Here is a 23,716-nt window from a genome sequence, read left to right on the forward strand (position 1 = left end):
TTTAGTTTTCCTTTCTATTCAAACTTTCATACTTCTCAGCTGATTTTATTGCAAAGTTCAAAAGCTTATTTGAGAGTCTTAATACCGGGTTACTAAATAAAACTTGAGTATCATTTGGATTACTTGAGTTGAATATAGGGTGAACATAAAAATCGAATGAGAAATAATAACTAGTATTTTCTAATTCTTCATCATCAACTGATGCCCAAAACTCTATATACCCTAGAAACATACTGAAGTTCTTAGCACAAAACAATAAATTTAACATCCTTGAATCTAATAAAGGAAGTTTCGCTGTTAAGTCTTTTTGACTATTGTAGCAAGCATTATACATCATTTGAGCATAAATTTGAACTAAGTAACAAGCTGCAATTGACTGCATAACGTATTGTTCGCTAAGATAATATTTAAGATAAACAAACGTTCTCCACTGTAAAAAATATACATTGTCATTTTTATAATTATTAACATTAAGTTTAAAATTTAAAGTTTTATTATCCTTAATCGCTTCAATATTAATATACGACGAACCTTCTGTATCACTCCCCTTGAAATAAATTGCACCATTTTCATCGATAGGTTCATTCTCATTTACTAACCTAATTGGTAAATCTAAACTGGATGAACCTTCAGAAGTTATATTAACTTTAAAAATATAACCCTTATCTTTAAGATATTTGTAATTATAAACTTGAATAAATTCTTCTTCTCCTAAGGTTGATGCAGCAACTAATGAACCATTAACAGGAGTTTCGGGGGAGTTTTTATATGGAAATTCTAAATCAACGAATATTTTAGTTTCATAAATATCATTATCCAAATTTTTTTGAGGTAACGGTTGAAATTGTGATTTTAGAGAGTTAATATTTCCTTTTCTCCATTTTCTTGCTTCTGCATAAACGTTATTATTAAACTCTTTGAAATACTTAGCAAGAGTTGTGGCATTTTGCAGTAACAAGTCTTGTCAATTATTCATATATTTATAATCAACCTTTGTTTCTCTAAAATTTAGAATATCATCTATTTTTGATTCATTATAATTAGAAATAGAACAAGAAATTGATGAACAAGTAATTGATATCGGTAAGAATGTAGATAGTATAGATAGAATTAATTTTTTCATGTTAGTCTCCTTTCTTTAAGATACAAAGTAGTTAAATATAGACCAACGATTGTTGCAAACTCAACGCTAATAATTGAGAAAGTAATTAAGTAATTTGTTGTAAACAGATGAGTCGTTAAGTTAGTGATTACTAGATTAATCAACCCACTATCAACTTGTATATCGATATAAAATAAATAGATCAATCAAGTTAAATATTTATTTGGAATCAAATATCCAAAATACATTATTTTGTTTGTAAAAGTTGCATCGTTTGGACTGACTATATGTTCGCTAAATATTAGTATCAAACATATTATCAAAATATTGATAAGTTGTGCTAAAGCAGTTTGCTTTATCAAAGTTCCAACGAAATATCCATAAATAAAGCTAAATATAATAGATAAAAGAAGCACAAATATAATTCCCAGTGTTCTTCTAAAAGTTGATAAAAAAGTAATTGTATCTTGATTAACAAGTTCCTTATAATAGTTAAGATTCAATGCATTTAAAAATGATTTATTTTGAAGAAATATATCTACAGTTGAGCAAAGTATCATAAAGATAAATAAAGATAAAATATTTAAAATAACAAAAACCAACAATATAGAAAGTATCATATATATCTTTTTTAGTTTAAATATTGAAAGATATTTGTTAAATACTGAATTATTTCAATCAGAAATCATTGAAGTAATGAAAAAGATCGAGAAAATAGATGGTAATGTTAGTTTGACTACCATAATTGCAGGATTTACTACTTTTAAGTCAAAATTAGATGTATAAAAATAAGCAAACAAATAAACAATAAATGGTATTAGTATCATGTACACATAAAGTTTAAAAGATTTAATTGAGGAACAAAAAGTAAATAGAATAGTTCTAGAAAAACTGTTTTTTGAAGTTAAATTATTCATTAATTTTTCACCCCTCAACTAAATTTATATTTAATATATAGACACATAGATATTAGAACTAAAACTGATATGAACAAAGGTATGTATATATTGTTAAAAGATACAAATAAACCACTTATATTATTTGTAGATAATATTTGTTGTATTCCAAAACTATCTAGGAATTGGTACGATGTGATTAAATATATTATTCATACACAATATTTCAAAGGGTTTAAATATTCTAAAACAGCAATAAACTTTATCTTAGATGTGATATAAGGAATAATTGTTAAATCACAAAGTAATATAATGATAAATAGTGCTGCTGTATTGATTGCTAAGATGATATATTTATTGTTTGAAATATTTGAAATTGATATAAATATCATTAAAGAAACAATTGACATTAAGAAACTTGATAGTAGAAAAAATATTCAAATGTATCAAGTTGCATTAATCAGCATAGAAAAGTCAATTGGAAACATTGGTATAAATCTAGTTGTTATTGCAGCTAGACTTGCAGAAAAGACAATTGAAATAAAAGAAAAGATAATAGCATTAACAAAAAGAACAAGCATTAAGTCTAATGACGATATTCCAGACCCTTTTATTTTTTTCAAGAAGTTAGTTGACTTTCATTCTGTAACAACAAGAGAAAGATAAAATCCAACCATTATGCTTCCTATTGATAAAAATCCAAATAACTGAGGTGTATAAATAACATTCACAATCATTTTTCCTCAAACTCAATAAAGTAAGAATGATAATACCATCGGGATCAAAATTGAAACAACATAAATTTTTGGGTCTTTGAAAAGAATCTTTGTCACTAAGAAAAGTAACCTATTTAAATTTGTAAATTTAATTTTTGATTTCATTTTGTACCTTCGAATTTCTAAAATGATTTTCTAAAAAGTTTTTTACTGTTTTGTGATCGTCAATAACCTTATTTAATTTTATATCTTCGTAAATACTCCCATTCTTCATAACAATCAATCTATCGCACAAGGTTTCAATTTCGTCAGGTATATGAGAAACTATCAATAAAGTTTTCTCTTTACTTTCTTTCATCTTTTCAAAAAATGAAAGAAGTTTTAAATGTATTCTCAAATCAAGACCAGTTATAAGTTCATCTATAACAACCAATGATGGATCGTTAATAATTGCTAAAAAGCAATTTAACCTTTGTCTTTGACCTAGTGAAAGTTTATTAATATCGCGTTTATAGATTTCTTCAATTTCAAAGATTTCAAAAATCTCTGCAACATACTTATCCTCTGCTCATTTTTGCCCTTTAAAAAACTTTATTAAATCTAAAGGTCTTGTTTTTGTCGGCCAGTTACCTTCCTGAAACTGTATACCGATTATGTCGTCTATATTTTTAGACATTTTTACACTACCGCTTGAAGGTTTTTGGATTCCGCAAATAATTTCTACAAGGGTTGACTTACCACTACCGTTTGCGCCAATTATCGCTACATTTTCACCTTTAGAAATGTTTAATGATACATCATTTAAGGCAACCTTATTTCCGTATTTTTTTGTAATATTTTTAATCTCAATCAATTTTCTTATCCTCCCTGTTTGATTTAAAATTTTTATTTAAATCAATTTTTAAAAAGAAAAACATTTGTTGTCTTTTTTATATAATTTTAAAAAAAAATTATATTTATTTTATTATAACCTTAATTTTTCTAGAAACTTTTAAATGTAGTTAAAATTATCAATTCACAACTATATAAAAAGTTTATGAATTGCTTTTCATGTTACAAAAAAAAATCGCCTTAAATTATAAAAATTCTGGCGATTTATCCCGACTATTATTATTAATATATTATTTTATTAAAAAATTAATTAGCAATTAGAAATCACACTTGTAAATATTAAATGTATCTTTCTAATGGTGGGGTTGTAGCCTTTTTAGTATCTCGAAGTATTTTAACCTCACTAAAAATAACTTTATATAAAGTATATAAATAAGTTTCAATAAAAACAATTCTATTTTCAGCTTGTTTTTCAAGTAAGAATTTCTTAAACTCTGATTTAGACTCTTTTTTATTAGATATTTTTGACATTCTATATACTTTTTCAATACTTTTAATAATTTTTCTTTGCATTCTTACTTCTGAGACTTTTAAGCAAGTATAAGATATAATAATACCTGTTCCAAGAATAACAAAAAACAATGATGATGAAGACACCAATAGATAAATTATGTTTTTAACATAATAATTATTAAAAATATTCATTATATCTGTGACAGAATTTAAATCTCAGTAACTACCTTGCTTGTAAATCAAACCGTTATTTCTTGAAAAATTCTCAGTAAATTCACTTTTTTGTAAAAAGTTAATATAGTAAAAAGTTAATAAGATAAATATTGTTAAAATTAAACCTGTTTTTATAATATTATGAAACATTTTATTCTTAAAAAAGTAAAAGTAAGAAGTGATTTTTTTCTTTTCCTCATTATAACTTTTTACAAAATTTTTGAATTGAAATACAAAGATCTTTATAAAAATCAAAGAGATTACAAAACTTATTGTTGACTTAGCAGTAAAATAAGCTTTTACTCCAAACTCATTTTTGAAAAGAATATCTAAGCAAGGAAGTATAGCAAAAATTGAACATAAAATGACTAATGACAAACTAATTTTTGACTCTAAAAATGATTTTTTATTGCCTCTTATGAAAACCATTGTTTATACTACCTTTCTTTTATGAATTTAAATACATTATGTATATATTTTATAACTAAAATATGAAAAAATTTTTTTAAGTTTCATATTTGCTGTATAAAAAACTAAGGATAACTAACCAATAACCTCTTAAAAACTTGGCAAAATAAAACTACTTAATAGTAGTTTTATTTCTCAAAGTTACTTGTTTTTTTTAGAGTTTAAATATTCTTCCTCTACTTTTTTTTGAAGTTTTAGAGATCTTGAAACATTATTGATTGCACCATTATAAGCTATATATCTATTGCTCATTCTTTTATTAATTAAATGTAGTAATCAACCTAGTAAAATTGCAGAAATAAAGTTTCCAAGCAATGTTGGCAGTAAATTGAATATTACTAAGTAAATAAATACCATAATGGATGAGTGTTGATGAATACCATGCATTAAAATATCGTTTTGACAGATTGCTTGAAACAAAATTAATATATATAAATATCAATTAGCAACACAGTGTTGATAACCAGAAATTGCAAATAAGAAAATCATAACTGACATTAAAAATATAGTTGCACAAAGGTCGTTTGTACCTTTTACAGACTTAGATGCAGGTAATGCAGCAGTAACGCAAAATCCACACATCATAGCAGAAAAAAGACATTTAAGAATAGTAATAGCATAATCCTTAACAGAAATGTTTCCTGTATTAAATTCTGATAATGCTAATGCTGATTTACCAATATCAAATAATCTAGAGACACCAACATTATATAAATAAGTATTCATTTCTAAATCCTGTCCAAAACTACTAAATTGTCATAGAACAGCAAAAAATAGCTGACCAATGATATTTCCTAGATAAATAAAGGCAAAAGCTCTTAATAGGGTCATCACTTTATCCGATCCTTTTATGACACTAAAAGTAATAAAAAAATATGATGTTAAAAACTGACCACCAACAAAAAAGATTGGAGAAAGGACGGTTGCAAAAACTACCCCCAATAGTATTTTTTGTGCAGATGGTGCTGATATTGCATATGATGCATAAAATGCAGCAGTAAAAGCAACCCCAATTCAAATTCCAGCTAATATTCCTAATATAAAATGTTTCATATTTGAAAATTTTATTGTATCGCCAACAGCTTTTAACGCTTCAACATAACCAAGTTCAAATAAATAAAGTGGTTTTTCAACTTTTAAAAGCTCTTCTTTATCAATATTATTTAAATCCATTTTATAACTCCTTTCAAACTGTCTGAACTAAATTTAAAATAAATCTTTATCCAAACTTAGAAAAATTTTATACTAATTTGGAAAAAAATCTACTAAAAGTGGAGAAAATGAAAAAAACCGCCACTCTCGGCGGTTAATGTTATTTTTTTGCAACATTTTAATAAATATTAAAGAATTCGTTACCTTCATTATTAAAAGATCTAAATGATGTAATAACTCAATGTGGTGAAGATGGGTCTATACTGATATTTTCCCAAACTATTTTATATTTATTTTCAACTGACTCATATGTATTATAGTTTCCTAAACCATCATAAGCTTTGAGATCCTCTTTACTAATAACACCACTGTTAACGCCTAATACTTCCCCAGAAATTCTAGAAGTGTCTATTCTACTTCCTAACTTTTCAATAACATCTTTTTGATTATCTTTTATTGTTTGATAAGGATTAAAGTTTTCTGGAACATTTACTTCTTTTGTTTGTTTTGAAGCATTTGAAGTAGTGTCGCCCTTTCCTTTATATGTTAAATCAAACTCCATCTTTGCTCCAATACTTGTATTACTTGTTGAAGAAACATAAGTTACATTTTTATCTCAGAATTCATCATCAACTAAGTATTTAAATACTTTATCATGTGGTTCTTTCATTTTATTTGATAATTTATTTTTAAAGCCTTTAAAAATATATTCCAGTTCCTTAGTTCCCCTAATATTTTTATCTTTTAAACCTTCAAAAGCTCTTCCTAGAAAACTATCTTTGGTGAATTTTCCATTTTTATAACCAAGCATTTCTAAATAATTTTTTTTCTCTTTTAAATTCAAACTAGTGAATTTCTTTTTTTGAAGTTCTCTCATATAATCAGCAGCTTTATTCATTTCCTCTTTAATATCGTCATTAATTGCATCTTCGAATGGTCTTTTCATAAGCGACATAATATTGATTCCACCAATACCATTTTTTTGGATGGTATTTTCTCATAAACTTCCATCTGCGTCGATACTTTTTAATTGTTCTTCAAATGCTTTTTTAAATGGTGAGTCATCCATGAACATCATTCTTGCGAACTCTTCTTGTTTTTTAGAGTCTTTTAAATTTGAATAAACTTTTTCTATATCATCAATCATATTTAAAATGTACTTGGCATTAGTTCCATTATTTTCTTTGTCGTTTGGCATTAACCCATATAACTTATCAAATCCAATTTGATCTTCATTCCCTGCTATTGATGATCCTGGGTTTGGTGCTTTATCTAAATTAGAGTAAGCTTTTTTTGAAATATCTAGTCCAACTCCTTGTAAATATTTTTTGACATTTTCATTGTCTATTATATTTTTTAACGCACTTCAAGTTGATGTCACCAATTTAAAACCTTCAACTTGAGATATTGCTTGCGCGTCAAAACCGTTTTTGCTAGACATTGGAACTACTGGTAATAAATAACTCATCAATTCACCTAATATCATTGCTCCAGATTCTGTTTCAAAAATATTATCTAAAAAGCTACCGATGTTATTAATATGAGCATCAAAGTTTAATGCACCAGCAGTTTTAACAAGTAAAGAACCTGTATTATTAAATTCTATTTCGGCACCATTTTCTTGTAATATTGTTCCAAAGCTCTCTTTGTTCTCATTTTTTATTAGTTCGATATGTTTGTTTTTTAACTTTCGATTGACATCTAATTGTTTTATACCGTTTGCGTTTTTGTTACCTTTTGTTGAACTTATCAAACTGTTATATCAAGCATAACCCCCACCATTGGTACCACCTAATCTGTCACTTGCTGGATTCATTGGTGAAATAGTACTATTTGCATCACCTGGAAAACCACCATCTAATCCATTAACAAGTAAAAAATTAGTTAATGCTCCAGTATCTTGTATACCTCAACTTAATGATCTTCTTTCTTTTTCCTTTGCTAAGTTAATATCTCTATTTAAACCTGCAGCATAACCAGTTGCATTATTTTTGTTTTTATTGTTACCAGTGTTACCTTCTTTAGAAAATGTATCATTAAAATAAACTGCATTATCACTACCTTCAGTTATAAAATTTGAATAAAACTCATTATCATACATACCCATAACGTAACTTGCGTACATCCCTGTAAAATGATTGTCATCAAATAAGTCTAAATTTGGCTCTAAAAGTCTTTTGAATTTGCTAATTTTTTCGGTTACATTGATTTCTTGATTGTTATATACATAACTTGTTGGAACTTTCAAAACAGAGTTATTGGGTGTTAAATACATTGATAAAATTTCATTTAAATTGTAGTTTAAATTCTCATGTCTTGAGGCAACTACCAATCTTGAAATGAAATCTGCCCCCTCTAGCATATCTTTTTGGTTATTTGTTTCCTTTTGTTTTTTAGATGTTACTTTTGGTTTGTTACAAGAAATAACTGATGATAAAGAAGTTGTCAATAAGCTTCCAGCCAACCAAAAATTAAGTAATTTTTTCATAAAATCTCTCCTTTTTCCTATCCATTTTTGTTTAGATAAGGATTAAATTTGGGGGAGTATTACCGTTTTTTAAATCAATAGTAATTTTAGTTTTAATAGTATTAACTTTGAGTACTACACTATTTTTTCGAATATTTAATAAATTCTTGGTAATGTTATTAAATGATTTTAGTATGAAACTAAAATTTAAGTTGACCAATATAAACTTAGATTTTATATTTATTATTGAAGAATGATTAATATTTTTAACAATGTATTTTTTTAATTTAATGATCAAAAAATCTATTAATAATACATATGTTATAAGTATGTTAAATCAAAGCAAACAAAAGAAGAAAAATGCCACCAAATATAAAAGCGTCATGATAATTAGTTTTACAAAATTACCGTGGAAAAACAATAGCTTTAGTGTATATCCTAAATCCAAAATGGTGTCATAATCAAACATATTAAAATTAGTTACATAAATATAAATTGCAAAAATAAATAAAATAGAAAAATGTAAAATGTTTAAAGAATAAATAAGTTTGTTTTTAATACTAACAAAGTTAATTTTGCTTAAAAAGAAAGATCTAGTTATTATAGAATAACCGCTAATTATCGTCATAACTGATAATTTAAGATGACGTAATACAAATTTTGTTCATGACAAGCAAAAATAAAAGAAAAGATAACATCTTAAAGCATTCTTATTATTAAGTTTCATAGATGTTCCCCTTTTCCATACAAACTTAATCGTAGAGGAAAAATGAAAAAAATCAATGCATTACAACTTAATAATGAAATATTTTTTTAATTTCAAACATTTAAGTTGATATAAAAACTTTTTTAATATATAATTTTATAAATATTAATTACATAAGTGGTTAATATTTGAAAGGAAAAACAAATTTATGAAAAAATTATTAGGATTATTAGGGGCAATGGGAATGGTAGCCTCAACAGGATCTGCTGTAGTTTCATGTGGTAATAAATCAAAAGATGAAGCTAAAGCAACTTTAGAAAGTGTTGTAAAAGTAAAAGCATTAGGAGAAATAGAAATTGCAAGTGATGCAGAAGTTCCAACTCTTGATCAATTACTAGTAGCAATTAAAGCTAAAAACGCAAGTTCTACTTTAACTAAAGATGATGTTGAATTAGATGGAGCAGCAACAGCTACAAAAGCAAAAATAAAAGCTAAAACTGATTCATCAAAATATACTGGAACTGTTGAAGTAACATACACAGTTAAAAAAGCAGCAGCAAAAGCAACTTTAGAAAGTGTTGTAAAAGTAAAATCATTAGGAGAAATAGAAATTGCAAGTGATGCAGAAGTTCCAACTCTTGATCAATTAATAAAAGCAATCAAAGCTAAAAACACAAGCTCTGATTTAACTACAAATGATGTTGAATTAGATGGAAAAGCAACATCTACAAATGCAAAAATAAAAGCTAAAGATGATTCATCAAAATATACTGGAACTGTTGAAGTATCATACACTGTTAAAAAAGCAGAGGCTAAAAAATCTTTAGATAGTGTTGTAGCAGAAAAGCAATTGGGAAATATCGATTTGAAAAACCAATCAAAACTACCAACTATTGATCAATTACTAGTAGCAATTAAAACTGCTAACTCAAGCTCTAATTTAACTACAAATGATGTTGAATTGGTTGGAGAGGCAGAGGCTGCTAATGCAACTATAAAAGCTAAGGATTCATCAAACTACACTGGACAAGTTGTCGTAACATACACTCTACAAAACGCAAAAGCATAATAAAATATTAATTTAATATTTATTTATAAAAAACATTGTATGACTAATTACAATGTTTTTTTGTCTAAATTTATTTAAAATACTTCAAAGTACTGTAAAACTCAAAGTTTTTATTAGTATTATTAAGTATCGAATACTAAAAAAATCTTTACTTAAAAAAGTAAAGATTTTTTTAGTAGATATTGTAAAATTGTTTTCCATTTTCATTAAAACATTTGATAGAAGTAACTACTCAATAAGGTGCTTGAGGGTCTTGACTGATATTTTCTCAAACGACTTTATATTTATTATTCACAGGTTTGTAGTCACGATAATTACCTAACCCGTCATATGCTATAAACTTGTCGTCATCTCAATCTCAACCGAAACTTTTATTTTTTACTAAAACTTCACCTGAAATTCTTGATTCATCTATTTTTCTTTTCAAGGAATTAGCAACATCTTGTTGATGTTTGATGTTAGTTTGATATGGATTAAAGTTTTCTGGAACATTTACTTCTTTTGTTTGTGTTGATGCATTGGAAGTTTTATCCCCGTTACCAGTGTATGTTAATTCAAACTCCATTTTACCACCAATACTTGTACTGCTTGTGGTAGATAAAACAATATTATCTTGTTTTCAATATTTATCTTCATATAAATATTGAATGACGTTTTCATGTAATTCTTTCATTTCATTAGATGCAATGTTTTTGAATCCAGATAATAACCCAGCGATTTCAATAGATCCTGGTATTGAAGAATCTTTTAAACCTTCAAAGCATCTTTGTAAGAAACTTCCTTTCTCATATTTACCATCAACATAACCTAACCTTTTTAGATATTCTTTTTTATTCGCCAATGAATAAGTACTATAATTACTATTTCCAATATCTTCCATAAAATCTTTTGCATTTTCAACTTGTTCTTTTATTTTATCGTTAGTTGCATCTTGAAATACTCTTTTTATGATGTTTAAAAGTTTTATACCACCTGATCCATCTTCTTTAATAACTGATTTTCACAACGATCCTTCATTGTCTATGATAGATAACTTAGATTCATAGGCTTTGAAAAAAGGGGATTCTTTGTCTAGGATAATTATTTCAGCAAACTTATTTTTGTCATTATCCTTTAAATTCTTATAAAAAGCTTCAATATCTTCAATGAACTTAATTATATATTTTGCATTAGTTCCGTTTTTACCTTCTTCTTTATCATTATTTTGAGTTTTATAAAGTTGCTCGAAACCTATATTGTCTTTGAGACCAAATGATAAAGCATCATCCAAATTTAAATAATCTTTATTTTTTAATTTAAACCCTTGTTCTTCTAAAAACGTTTTTGCACCAGAATACTCGTCAGACTTAAGTAAATTATAAATTCCTTTTCATGCATCATTTATCATACCAAAACCATTATTTTGAGTTAATTGAGCAGTATATCCTGATGTTATTCTTTTAATTGGTAAGATATAACTCAAAAGTTCCCCTAGTATTAAGGCACCAGATTCTGTTTCCACAATATTATCCAACATACTTCCAATGGCATTTATATTTCCATTGACATTTAACTCACCAGCTTTATTAACAAAAAGAGAACCCGTATTGTTAAATTCTAAAGGCTTTTTATTATATTCAATCTTAGATCCAAAACTGTTTGGACCTGACATCCCTGTTATTTTTAAATTATTTTTTAATTTTTTATTTATGTTGTCATATTTTTTGGGTCTAGTCTCTCTTGTATTAGTTTTAGAACTAGGGTTAGGATTACTAATTACACTATTGTATCATAAGTAACCACTAGCATTTGTTCCACCATCTTTATCCTCTGGGTCAGAATCTGTACCTTTTGTTCTATTCACCTCACCAGGAAAACCACCATCTAAACCGTTATTTAACAAGAAGTTTGTTAATGCACCAGTATCTTGAATACCTCAGCTTAGATTTCGTCTTTCTTGATTAGAAGATAGATTTATGTCTTTATTCAAACCAGCTAAGTACCCAAAAGCATTATCTTTCTTTTTATTATTTCCAACATTCCCTTTATCAGAAAAGGTATCTTCAAAATAAGGTTTATTGTTTTCAGGAGATATAATATTTTTATAAAAATCATCATCATACATACCCATTATGTAACTAGCATAAACGCCTAAATAACTATCATTATTGAATGTGTTTAATCCAGGAGCCAATACGTTTTTAAAACTATTTAGTTTTTTAGATAAATCTATATCTTTTCCGTTATAAGAATATGTTGTTGGTAACTTAAGTGCAGTATTTGATGGTGTAATAAAGCTTGAAAGGACTTCATTTAAATTGTAGTTTAAATTTTCGTGTCTACCACCAATAATAAGTCTAGTCATAAATTCAGCACCTTCTATCATTTCTTTTTGATTATTAGTTGCCGAACTACCTTCGTTTTTTATGTTCTTTTTACTACATGAAACAACGGTTACAAGTGTTGAACCCACTAGCGTTATTGATGATAATAAGTTTAATATTTTCTTCATATTTTTTACCTCTTATAAATAATACAACATTTATAAATTAAGTAGCTTAAAATGAAAGATAAATAAAAAATTTTCAAAAGAATATATTATTTTACAAATACTCATAACTGTCGCCTTTATTAACCTAATGAATTATTTTTTACTCTGAAAAAATAATTCATTTTTTTAACTTTAAAATGTTATTGTGAAAAACACTTAAAGTAGGTTTATATGACAAAAACAACTAAAAAATATAAGTACAATTTCAGTAGAGTATTTTCGACAATTATGTTATTTCCTATAGTCGCTATCATCTCCAAGAGAAGGTTCAATAACTTTAGAGACTTTTGTTTTACTTACCCGAGATTTGGTAGATATCAAGGTAATAGTGAATATTATAAAAAAATACCCACAGAAACGAATACATTAGAATACCACTATTGAGACTTAGAAAAAATGAGCTTAAAATTCAAATCATTTGAAAAAGATGAACTCCAAGAATATCAAATTCAAACCGATAAAGGTAATATAAGTTGTTTAAAAGCAATAGTAAATAATTCTAGCAAATGAGTTTTTGGTTTGCATGGCTGAACTGAAGATAAATACTTAGGATTAAGATTAGTTAGACACTTTTATGAAAAAGGATATAATATACTAACATTCGACTCATTTGCGCATGGAAAAAGTTATGGTGAAAACACAGATATCGGTTACTCTTCAATTGAAATGATGGATGCAATAATTGAAGATCTTAAAAAGACACATAAAGTTACATCCATTGGTTTAATAGGAAATAGCATGGGAGCTTCAACATCTGTTCTATACTCGCAAAAAGGTAATTATAAAGACCTAATAAGTTGAGTTGTTTCTGATTGTGGATTTAGTAGTATCAAATTGCAATATCGATACTACATACAAAATAATTTATTTAAGAAGCCTTGGTGAATAGTTAGTTTTGGTTATACAAAGAAATTAAGTAAATTGACAAAGACTAATCAAAATAAATACAACTTATTGAAGTATATGAATTTAAACAAGAACATTCCTATATTTTTCGTACATGGAAAAGGAGACACTTTCATTGCATATGAAATGAGTTGAGATATGTATGAAAAAAAGGTTAAGAGCGAACCTAATCCCCCAATTAGTAAAATATGGACACCAGAAGGCTCAGAACACGTTTATATGATTAGTGATTATTACAATGAATATATAACTAAAACACTAGAATTTGCAAAAGAAAGTGAGAAATTAATAAATGAAAAATAAAAAGATGGGTTTTTGAACAGTACTAGCTATGACATTAACTGCAACCATTGGTACAAGTATAATACTTACTTATGGTAATGTTTATTCTTTAAGTCAAAATAATCCTTTATTGATGATTTTTGCTTGAATTATTGGTGGAATAATAATTCTTCCTGAAACTTTCATAATGATCGAACCAGCAATATCATTCAAAGAAAATGGTACCGCTTATAGTTGACTAAGGAGAGCAAACTGAAAGATTGTTGCCTTTTGGTTTGGATGAGTACTAACATTGTTTGTTTCTGCAGTAGCAATTGCTACTGCAAGTCTAGCGATAACAAACATTTTACAAGAGTTTACAAATTATCAAAACGAGTATCTGTGAAAATTTACATCAATATTGATATTATTTTTTATTGGTGGTACACAAATATTTGTTAAAAATATGAGTACTAAAAGTCAAATTGTCTTTATGGTTTTAAAAACCTTTCCAATTTTATTCATATTAATATTGGCATTAATTTATGGTACAAAAGATGACTTACTTAGTTCAAATGCTATGAAAAAAAATTTAACAGAAGCTTATATCGGTGGTGCTTTTATGATACCCGCAATTACTATGACTATGTTCTCATATTCAGGTACAGAAATACCTACATATGTTACTTCTGATACTAAAGAACCCGAGAAAACAACACCAAAAGTTATTTTAGTCGGTGTCCTAGTTGTTATGTTAGTCTATCTAATATATGCAGTTGCTATCTTGTCAATTGGTTCAGTTGGTGAAAATAAATTTTTAAATGTTTTTGCATATACTCCTTATTGAGCAAAAATAGTATTCAATGCCATTGCTATTATCTTATTTGTTGGTGGCCTTAATTCCTATTTAGTCTATCAAACTAGTTTAGTTCAAAAAATGGCAACAGAAAAAGACTTATCTCACCACTTTTTAAAAGAGTCTAAATTCTCAGGAAAACCATATAACTCAATGTTGTTGTTGATGATTGCTGCTTCATTTTACATAATATTCAATGAAATTAGAGATTTATTGGGTTACTTCTCCCTTGCAGTTAGTGCTTTGAAAATAATAATGACCACAAACGTTGTTTATTTAAGATTGAAAGACAAAGATTATAAGAAAGTATATAAAAATTGATTGTTTTGGTTGTTTGTAATATTTTCATACATTACTTGCATATTAACTTTGGTTGGTTCAGTCATGATTATGATAAGTGGAATATCAACTAAGGAACTTTGAAAACCGATTGTTATGATTATATTAGTTATTTTGATTCTACCTATTGGGGCTTTAAAATATTATATACAAAATAAAATTGAAGCAAAAAAAAGTAACGACACTAACCCTTATCCAAAAACACTTGAAAAATAAACATTATCAAACAAATATGTTTTAAATTACTATCAGCTTTTAATTAAGTGATTAAAAAAACACCTTTTAAAGGTATTTTTTCTATTTAATAAATACCAAAATACTTGTTTGTTTTGTAAAATATTACTCTCATTTAAAAGTTTTAACCGCTAAATAACTTAACAAACCAGTATAGCCTATCAATATTAAATATAATCATCAAACTTCCCCAGTATTTAAACCATTGCAAAGATATTGCATTAAAACTACTGAGCACCCAGTGGGAGAAAGATATTGCACATACTTGAATCAAATATCCTTTGGATCTAAAACGTAAGTTGGCACTGTTGCTCCTGTAAGAAACATTAGAGCATACAATGCAATAATGGTTACAAATGTATTATTTTTTAGAGTCGTTGTATTATTTGCAATGATAATAGACAACATGAAATGTATATAGAAAATAAATAGTGGCAAAAATATTAAAGTCAAGATCATTCTGGCCGAAACTTCAAGATTAAAAAAGATTAGGCTAGTTGCTAAATTTATAGTGAAAATAATAAGATATGAACAGTAATAAAATATAATTAAAGATAATAGATACTTCTTTCTTGATCCTTCAGCTAATGATATATGTTTGATTCTCTTATCTAATCTATCGGAACCTAAAATAATAGGTACATTAGCTATCGTAAAAGATAAAATCAGAAAAATAACTATTGAAGGCATAATAAAATTCATCATATTGATATCACTACCGTGAAACTTAATAGAATATTTTCCTCACAAAAGTGCTATTGTTACATTTCATACAATTGGAAAAATAACAGAAAAAATAATATTAAATGGATTCTTAAAAAACTTATAGATTTGGAGTTTTATCAACGGTTTCATAATCATTTTCCTTTTCTAATATTTCTAAGTTATTTTTATAATCAGAACCTAAAGCAATATCTTTAACTATGTTGCCCTTTTCTAAATAAACTACCCTTTTGCAAAGACTAGCAACTTCACTAACATCATGCGAAACAAGGATTAATGTAACTTTGTTTTTGTTAAGATATTCTTTTATTAAATTTATAATTTTTTTTCTTCATTGATAATCAAGGGAAGTTGTTAGTTCGTCTAACAACAATAAATTAGGTTTGTTAATAAAAGATATTAGCAGCTTGAACTTTTGCTTCTGACCACCAGAAAGCTTTGCATATTTTGCCTTTTTAAAGTCATCTAACTCAAAAATTTGGAATAATTCATCTATATTTGCACTAGCTTTAAATAATTCATTATAAAAATTTGCAATTTGTTTTAAATTGATCTCATTATCAAATGATGTTTCTTGAAAAACAGCATTCTTTCTAAGATCTATATTATCGATTTTCAAGGTTCCTTCTGTAGGTTTTTTAGTACCTAAAATAATTTCACCTAAGGTTGATTTACCACTACCATTAACACCCATTATCCCTAAATGTTCATAATCATCTACTGTCAAGTGTTTTATATTTAATACAGCTTTTTTTTGATATATTTTTTTAATGTTTTCTATTATGTACATAAAAATCATCTTTCTTTAATTTGAAATATTAAGTTTTCTTTAAAACTTAATTAAATATTAGCATATAAATCATAATTATTAAAAAAACCATTCTAAATACTTAAGATTTAGAATGGTTTTAGAAAGTTTTTTAAGAAACACCTATTAACGATGCTAACTTAGTTTTTGACATACTATATATTATTACAAAGTAAGCGATTGCAAATATCAATAAACCAGAAACCAATATTATCGGGAACACAGTTCAACTAAATGATAAAGGCACTGCAATATTTAAAGATATTAAAATTTTAGGAATTGCTGTGTAAATAATTAAAGTTACTAATACTTCTGCTAAAACTATTCCTATAAGTGTTAAAGGTAGGAATATCCACATAATTATGGAGTTAACTTCACGCATCGAGTACCCTTGTATTCTCATATAGTTCATAAATCTTTTATATTTACCTACAAATAAGTCGGTAATTAAGTATATAACGATGATGGCACTAATGATTGAAATACTTACAAAGACAATTGATAGACTCGTTGCTGAGCTAATCAAGTTTGAAGTAGCTTCTTTTCGTACTTTCATATAATCAGTTTTACCAATTGCGGTTGCCATATATTGTTTGAAACCATCTGTTGTTATATTTCCATCTTTTGATTGGAAAATGATTCTTTGTAATTGATCTGATATCATATCATTTGAACTCATTTTCGCATTACTTCAGATGTTTACGCTTGTTTGACCAACTTTTACTCTTTCTTTAGGATTTTTATATCCAAGTATTTCATTAGCCTTTTCTTGATCAACGAATATTTTTGGTTGATCATAAGTATCGACTATATCAACAACTCTATAATTAATTTTAGATTCATTTGATAATTTATTATTAACGAATAGACCTTCTTTAAGAGCTATGTTTCATCAATTGTTAGTTCCACCAAGTAAGTTAGTAATCTGAAGAGGTTCTCATTTATCATCACGATACATTCTTACATCAAAAGGTTTTACAATAATATATTCATTAGTTGTGTCTTTGCCTACATCAAATCCAGAATACTCTTTATACTTACTATTAACTTCTTTCAATAGTTCTTGGTTAAATAGTTTTTTAGGGATTTTCAATTGGATATTTTGTAATTTGTTATAGTTACTTAGCTTATTATTATCTCTATAATTCCATTCAGACAACTTATCATCATTTTGCTCATAAAAAGTTAGTTTACTTAAATCCATTGAGAAGACGTCTTTAGTATTTTTAGAATCAGAATAGCTTCATCAATCATTATTTACGGGTGTAAATGAGTTATTTTCAGATTTTAACTCTATTATATTTTGTTCAGTTGCTAAATTAATTTTTGAACCGATATTGTATCCTTTTAATTTAAGTTTCCTATTTATAATGATTGGTATTTCATCATCTCTCATACTTTCAAATAACTTGCTTCTATTTTTGAAACCTATACCTTTGAAATTAGACTCTTTATCCAAACCATATCCAAGAACATTTATACCGTCTTTTGATCCATCTAATATTCTAGCGTCGAATTTTGTAAATAGCTCATCTTCATTTGAGTTGAAAGGAATTGAACCAAATCCATATGTAAAGTTCTTAAATTCTGACTCATCATTATCCCATAGTTGCTTAATAGATGATGGCAAGATGTTATTAGAAATTTCTTTTATACTTTCTTTATATGACCTTTTTTTATTGTCACAACTTAGTGGTTTTTGATTGAATAATTTAGGAATAACTTCACAAGTTAACTGATTTAGATACGTTAGAACAAGATTTTCTTCCCCTTTATTAAATAAACTTTCATAATGGTCTACCATTTTATCCATTATTCCAACTGATAATACATTTCCTTTAAATGTAAATAAATTATTTATCAACATTTTTTCAAAGTAATTTTTATAATCTCCCGAGTTTTCTTTTCAATAATTTTTAGATGCTTTATCTTCACCAAATAAAGTCACTTCTTTTCCTTCTTTGGTTTTTATAATACCTGAAAAAGTTGAAGCATCCATAGTACTTTGAGTGATATTGTTATTCAAATTATAAAATGAATATCTAGACAAAGGGTTATTTGGCGTATTGTAGGAGTATGTGTAGTCATTATTGTAACGAACATTTCGGTAATATTCATTAGACATTGTTGATAAAATGCTAGGTGTGGCTACAGAAACCATTAAAATTATTGAAGAAATGAACATCACTGTCAAAAAGATGAAAATATCTTTTAAAGAGACAGAAACAATAACACCTCTTAATTTAGAAGTAAAATTGATATATTTAATGCGCGAGAATATTCTAACTAAAAATAAATTAGGATGTGAGCTTTTTGATGGTTGTAATAATGTTAAAGGACTTTGTCTAACAGTTAAATATGCTGTCATATAGACCATAAAACCGACAACAAGGAAGAACCCTAATCACATTATCAACAAAAATTTTCAATCAATTGTTAACATTGAAGGAATATTAAAATAATATTCAAAAATGTTCATTATTGGAGTTTGCAAGAATACACTTATTGCTCAACCAATCGGAACTGTAATAATTATTGGTAAGGTCATATACATTACATAATTCACTAATATTTTATTATTGGTGGTTCCTAATGATTTTAGGGTACCTATTTGAGATCTTTGAGATATTAAGATTTTTCGTACAATATTATATACCACAAATAAAATTATTAGTAAGAATATGACACAAAATACTACTGCTATTAATAAAAATAACTTTGTGACACTACCAAACAGTGTACTTCTTAAATTTATCAAATTAGTATCTTTATAGCTTTGGACATTTATTCTTGACAAATCTGAGTTTTCACTTAAAGAACCGTTGCTAGCATAGGCTTCTTGTTGTTCTTTAACTTCATTTATATTAACCAAATTATCTGCTGCATATAATTTAAACTTAGCAAGGTTGTCTTTTTTCTCATGTATCTTTCCGTGATAATACATATACCCTCTACTAACGTCTTGATATTTACTATCATCAACAATGTTGTTTTTTTGATTGTTAGTTTCGTTAAACATTGTTCTAAAGGTATCGTTTGATATATAAAATATCGCTTCATTTTGTTGGTTAGTTAATAAGTCTTCTTCGTAGATTGATGGATACACATTTTGAGAGTCAACACCAATTGCATCTAATCTAAGGGCTCCATTTTTACCCTGACCAGGAAAGATTTCATACTCATCTCCTAATTCCATATTATTATATTTAGCATAACCACTTGATACCATGAAACTTTTTTCAGTAAACAGAGATCCATCATCAACTTTTAAACTTTCGTAAATAGTGTAATTTTTTCTATTATAGAATTTTACAATATTTTCATTTTTTTCGTTTTTTTCATTATAAAATGCAGAAACATATCTAAACTTTTTACCAGATGAGTCTCACATAACAACTTCACTTGTTAAATCGATATTAAAATCTGAGAGATCACCTAATAAAGAATAATAATTTTTAAATAAATCTCTAGAAATTAATGGATTAGACTTTATATTATATGGATTATTATTAGTCCCTGGATTTATAAAAAGGCTATAAGCAGAAAAGTTTTTAATTAAATAACTTCCAAACTTTTTAAGTGTGTTATCTGGGTCCAAATCTTTACCATTCGGTTTAAAGTTTTTATCTTCACAAATAAAATATAAATCTTGATCGTTTTTTTCGCCCTTAACTATGTTACCAATTCTACCATTATAACCGTTGTTGATGATATCCTCTTTGGTTTTATCACCATTTATACCATCACCATTTATGTATTTATTCATCATTTGTTCTTTATCATCTTCTAGTGTTTCATAGTAATTCACCATAGAAGACTTTATAAGTGATGTGATTGAAGAGTTATTAACATAGAACATATAATCAAAAATATCAAGAGCAGTTTTTTCTGTTTTCTTAGATAATTTGCCTTGGAAATAATCATTTTTTTCATATAACTGACCAATTAATGATCTTTTGAATGCATTAGAGTTTTTGTTAAATCTATAAAAACTTCCAAACTCCATACTTCTTACTTTTTCTATTTTTTGCTCCATAGTAAAATTAAGTATGTAATCTTTTTCAGATTTTGGCTTATAACTTAAATTTTTACCTTCTGGAGACAATACGTTTGGTTCTACATCACCAAAGTGAAAGTTGATTCATTTTTTGCCACCATTATTTTTGTCACCAATTATATATATGCTTGAATCATAGCTACTTTTGTTTTCTTTTAATTCATCTTTAAATTCATATTCTTTTAAAACACCATCGTTTCCACCAATCGTAAGTGTTGGAAAATAATTATTTTTATAATCCTTTACTAAATCTGAATCGAACGCAAATCAAGGCGACAGTGTTTGTGTATCGTTAGATTTATACTTACTAGAAGTATATCTAAAAGAGTAATCGTGGTGTTTACTATGACTAGATACCTGATTATTGGTTCTTAATAGATTGGAAGCCGATATACCAAAAGTTGCTGTAAAAATTACAGCAATACTAATTAGTATAATATATATTGAAAATTGTATATAATCTTTCAAAAGGTTTTTCAAACCATTTTTAAATAATAGCATCGTCCACGTTCCTTAATATATATTGAAAAACTCCAAATCTTTATCATTATAACATTTCAAAGAAGTTATAACTCACAAGGGTGTATCTGGGTCTTTACTAATATTTTCCCATATTATTTTATATTTGTTATGAACATTTTTATAATTCTTGTAATTACCTAAACCATCATATTTTATTAGATCTTCATCATTGAAATTACCATTGAACATGCTGTTGTTTATTAAAACTTCACCTGAAATTCTTGATTTATCTATTTTGTTTTCTAAAGATTTGGCAACCTCTTCTTGATGTTTGATTTTAGTTTGATAAGGATTAAAGTTCTCAGGAACATCAACTTTTTTATATTGATTTGATGCATTTGAAGAAATATCACCGATTCCTTGATATTCTAAGTCAAACTCAAGTTTGGCACCAATACTTGTATTACTAGTTGAAGAAATATTTACATTTTTAGAAACTCAGTAGTTATCATCTATCAAGTATTTGATTAATTTATTGTGAACATCTTGCATTTCATTTGAAACTGTATTTTTGAATCCTGCAAATAATTGTCTAAATTCTTTTGAACCGATTACATTGTCATTTTTTAATCCATCAAAAGATCTTTTTAAGAAACTACCATCTTTGAACTTACCATTCTCATAGCCTAGAATTTTCAAATACTGTTTTTTAGAGGCAAGGTCGAATGAACTAAATTTAAAGTTTTCAAGTTTATCCATAAATTCCCCAGCTTGTTTCACTTGCTCTTTTATATCATCATTGGTAGCATCTTCAAAAACCCTATTAAGCATATTTAAAAGATTTATTCCTCCTTGACCATCATTTTGGATGATGTTATTTCATAAGCTTCTATCTTTGTCAATTTGATTTAATTGCGAAGAATAAGCTTTTTCAAATGGAGTGTTTTTACCGATCATTAAACGGTTTGTGAACTCAACTTTTTGTTCTTTATTAAGATTTTTATAAATGTTAGTTAGATCCATAATGATATTTTTTAAGTACTTCATATTAGTTCCGTTTTCGTTTATGTCATTTGGCATCAACCCATATAACTTATCAAAACCAATATTTTCAGGTTTTGGAAAAATACTTCCACCAACATTTGGTGCTTTATCTAATTTGAAGTAGTCTTTATTATCATCAAAACCAACTGTTTTAAGGTAATCAACAACTTCTTTATTATTTAATAAATTGTAAAATCCTTCTCATCCAGAAGTTATTAATTTAAATCCTTGCTGTTGCATTAAAGTATGGGCATTTGGAGAGAATAAGCTACCGGCCTCGGTAACTCTTGTGGGTAGCACATAGTTAAGATATTCCCCTAACACCAATGCTCCGGACTCGGTTTCAAAAATATTATCTGGCATACCACCAAACATATTAATATAACCATTAACATTCATTTTTCCAGCAGTATTAGTTAGTAATGAACCTGTGTTATTAAATTCTAAATCTTCGCCCTTAAATTTAAGCTTTGAGCCATATTGATCTTTTGAATTAATTGCCTTTGTGATTTTTATATCATTATTCAGTTTATTATTGATATCTAATGATTTTATTTCGTTCGCATTATTTTCGCCTTTTGTCGAACTTATTAAACTGTTATATCATGCATAACCACCACCATTTGTTCCACCTTTTTTATCAGTTGCACTAGATTTAGGTCCACTTGTACTATTTGTGTCTCCTGGAAAACCACCATCAAGACCATTGTTTAATAAAAAGTTAGTTAAGGCACCTGTATCTTGAATACCTCAGCTTAAGTTTCTTCTTTCTTGGTTATTTGATAATTTTAAATCTTTATTAAGACCTGCAAGATAACCAGTTGCATTATCTTTAGGTTTATTGTTTCCAACATTACCACTTGCAGAAAAGGTATCTTCAAATGAATAGGCTCCATTATTACCTTTGATAAAGCTTTGATAAAAGTCATCATCATACATACCCATAACATAACTTGCATACATACCTGCATAATTATCAACATCAAACTTATTAATGCTTGGGAACATAAGATTTTTAAATTTAATCACATCTTCCAAGGCGTTTATTTGTTTATTCTCAAATGTGTATGAAGTTGGTATTCTTAAAGCTGTATTAGTTGGTGTTAGATACATTGATAAAATTTCATTTAAATTATAATTTAAGTTTTCGTGTCTACTACCTATTATCATTTTAGTAATAGATTTAACACCATCGAACATATCTTTTTGTAAAGTTGTTAAATTTTCTGAATTATTATTGGACTCTTTATGTTTATTACCACAAGCAAGTGTGGCTGAAGAAGAAGCCCCTACTATAGTTGTTATTGCTAAAATATTAAGCATTTTTCTCATTTTCTTTTCTCCTTAAATTTAATTAATTTTG

15 protein-coding genes are annotated in these 23,716 nt (G+C 26.9%); 4 read left to right on the forward strand and 11 right to left on the reverse strand.

Annotated elements, in window-relative coordinates:
• Position 1: 1 nt before the first annotated feature.
• Positions 2-1,123 carry a hypothetical protein gene (locus AAHM92_RS03050; RefSeq protein ID WP_500221871.1) on the reverse strand — a complete coding sequence of 374 codons (1,122 nt, stop codon included), beginning with the start codon at positions 1,121-1,123 and terminating at the stop codon, positions 2-4.
• A complete protein-coding gene (locus AAHM92_RS03055; protein ID WP_500221873.1) occupies positions 1,111-2,019 on the reverse strand; it encodes a hypothetical protein in 909 nt (302 codons plus the stop codon). The genes AAHM92_RS03050 and AAHM92_RS03055 overlap by 13 nt, the downstream gene beginning before the upstream one ends.
• A gap of 291 nt (positions 2,020-2,310) precedes the next feature.
• On the opposite strand from AAHM92_RS03055, the gene AAHM92_RS03060 reads away from it, so the two are divergent.
• Positions 2,311-2,664 carry a hypothetical protein gene (locus tag AAHM92_RS03060; protein WP_500221875.1) on the forward strand — a complete coding sequence of 118 codons (354 nt, stop codon included), beginning with the start codon at positions 2,311-2,313 and terminating at the stop codon, positions 2,662-2,664.
• 198 nt (positions 2,665-2,862) lie between these two features.
• Here AAHM92_RS03060 and AAHM92_RS03065 read toward each other — a convergent pair whose 3' ends face one another.
• The 4 genes from AAHM92_RS03065 to AAHM92_RS03080 form a co-directional block, all read right to left on the reverse strand.
• The gene (locus AAHM92_RS03065) at positions 2,863-3,567 is read right to left on the reverse strand and encodes an ATP-binding cassette domain-containing protein (RefSeq protein WP_500221877.1); all 705 of its coding nucleotides are present in this window, start codon (positions 3,565-3,567) and stop codon (positions 2,863-2,865) included.
• 317 nt (positions 3,568-3,884) lie between these two features.
• Positions 3,885-4,700: a hypothetical protein gene (locus AAHM92_RS03070; RefSeq protein WP_500221878.1), complete on the reverse strand. Its 816-nt coding sequence runs from the start codon at positions 4,698-4,700 to the stop codon at positions 3,885-3,887.
• Positions 4,701-4,880: 180 nt separating this feature from the next.
• Positions 4,881-5,912, reverse strand: a complete 1,032-nt coding sequence (locus AAHM92_RS03075) for a formate/nitrite transporter family protein (RefSeq protein ID WP_500221880.1) — start codon at positions 5,910-5,912, stop codon at positions 4,881-4,883.
• Between the two features lie 157 nt (positions 5,913-6,069).
• A complete protein-coding gene (locus AAHM92_RS03080; protein ID WP_500221882.1) occupies positions 6,070-8,379 on the reverse strand; it encodes a hypothetical protein in 2,310 nt (769 codons plus the stop codon).
• Positions 8,380-9,272: 893 nt separating this feature from the next.
• Between AAHM92_RS03080 and AAHM92_RS03085 the strand changes: the two genes are divergently transcribed.
• The gene (locus AAHM92_RS03085; protein ID WP_500221884.1) at positions 9,273-10,133 is read left to right on the forward strand and encodes a DUF7941 domain-family protein; all 861 of its coding nucleotides are present in this window, start codon (positions 9,273-9,275) and stop codon (positions 10,131-10,133) included.
• Between the two features lie 172 nt (positions 10,134-10,305).
• Here AAHM92_RS03085 and AAHM92_RS03090 read toward each other — a convergent pair whose 3' ends face one another.
• Positions 10,306-12,624 (reverse strand): lipoprotein, encoded by a 2,319-nt coding sequence (locus AAHM92_RS03090; protein WP_500221885.1) that lies wholly within the window; start codon positions 12,622-12,624, stop codon positions 10,306-10,308.
• A gap of 210 nt (positions 12,625-12,834) precedes the next feature.
• On the opposite strand from AAHM92_RS03090, the gene AAHM92_RS03095 reads away from it, so the two are divergent.
• Both AAHM92_RS03095 and AAHM92_RS03100 read left to right on the forward strand, forming a co-directional pair.
• Positions 12,835-13,872, forward strand: coding sequence for an alpha/beta hydrolase (locus AAHM92_RS03095; RefSeq protein ID WP_500221887.1), 1,038 nt, complete (start codon positions 12,835-12,837; stop codon positions 13,870-13,872).
• Entirely contained in the window at positions 13,862-15,241 is a 1,380-nt protein-coding gene (locus tag AAHM92_RS03100) for an amino acid permease (RefSeq protein WP_500221889.1), read from the forward strand. The genes AAHM92_RS03095 and AAHM92_RS03100 overlap by 11 nt, the downstream gene beginning before the upstream one ends.
• A gap of 123 nt (positions 15,242-15,364) precedes the next feature.
• Here AAHM92_RS03100 and AAHM92_RS03105 read toward each other — a convergent pair whose 3' ends face one another.
• The 4 genes from AAHM92_RS03105 to AAHM92_RS03120 all read right to left on the reverse strand — a co-directional run bounded on the left by AAHM92_RS03105 (position 15,365) and on the right by AAHM92_RS03120 (position 23,685).
• Positions 15,365-16,114 (reverse strand): ABC transporter permease, encoded by a 750-nt coding sequence (locus tag AAHM92_RS03105; RefSeq protein ID WP_500221891.1) that lies wholly within the window; start codon positions 16,112-16,114, stop codon positions 15,365-15,367.
• Complete coding sequence (locus AAHM92_RS03110; RefSeq protein WP_500221893.1) at positions 16,083-16,772, reverse strand: ATP-binding cassette domain-containing protein; 690 nt, start codon at positions 16,770-16,772, stop codon at positions 16,083-16,085. The genes AAHM92_RS03105 and AAHM92_RS03110 overlap by 32 nt, the downstream gene beginning before the upstream one ends.
• Positions 16,773-16,902: 130 nt before the next feature.
• A complete protein-coding gene (locus AAHM92_RS03115) occupies positions 16,903-21,348 on the reverse strand; it encodes an FtsX-like permease family protein (RefSeq protein ID WP_500221895.1) in 4,446 nt (1,481 codons plus the stop codon).
• A 12-nt stretch (positions 21,349-21,360) separates the two neighbouring features.
• Complete coding sequence (locus tag AAHM92_RS03120; RefSeq protein ID WP_500221896.1) at positions 21,361-23,685, reverse strand: hypothetical protein; 2,325 nt, start codon at positions 23,683-23,685, stop codon at positions 21,361-21,363.
• Positions 23,686-23,716: the final 31 nt, after the last annotated feature.

It is taken from the genome of Spiroplasma endosymbiont of Melanargia galathea (genome assembly GCF_964031075.1).
GTDB lineage: Bacteria > Bacillota_I > Bacilli_A > Mycoplasmatales > Mycoplasmataceae > Spiroplasma_A > Spiroplasma_A apis.